This is a genomic window from Streptomyces aculeolatus (assembly GCF_020400605.1).
Classification (GTDB): Bacteria; Actinomycetota; Actinomycetes; order Streptomycetales; family Streptomycetaceae; genus Streptomyces; species Streptomyces aculeolatus.
Map to the genome: position 1 here is coordinate 1 of NZ_JAINRD010000105.1, position 485 is coordinate 485.

General features: G+C 75.9%; 1 protein-coding gene. It reads right to left on the reverse strand.

The window, feature by feature from the left end; genetic code table 11:
* Positions 1-485 (reverse strand): SpnB-like Rossmann fold domain-containing protein (locus LG396_RS38905; protein WP_504968456.1); only part of this gene is annotated, 485 nt, incomplete at both ends.

The following is a 485-nucleotide window of genomic DNA, read 5'->3' on the forward strand; positions in this document are numbered from 1 at the left end:
GTGCTCGGCCTGCGCGGAGCGCGCCAGACCCCACAGCGCGGTATGTGCGGGGTCGGTCGCGGGGTCGGCGTCGGTGGGCAGGGCGTGGGCGTGGCGGGTGAGGACGACGAGGGGGGTGTCGGCCAGGCGGGGTTCCGTGAGGTGTTGCTGGAGGAGGGTGAGGAGGTCGTTGACGGCCGTGTGGGCGGCGGTGGGGGTGGTGCCGCCGGGTGCGGGGGCGTAGACGACGGCGGTGGGCTGGTCGTCGGTGGCGAGGAGGTCGGCCAGGCTCGCGTAGTGCCGGGCGGGGGTGTCCGGGACGGCGGCGGTGGCGCCGAGGACGGCCCAGCCGGCGAGGTCCGGTACATCGTCCGGGAGTTGCTGCGGAGTCCAGCGCAGACCGTAGAGGTGCTCGGGGATGCCGGTCGGCTGGGCACCAGCGGGCAGCGTGCGCAGGGTCAGCTCGCCGACCCCGGCCACGAGGCCGCCCTGCGTGTCGTACAGGC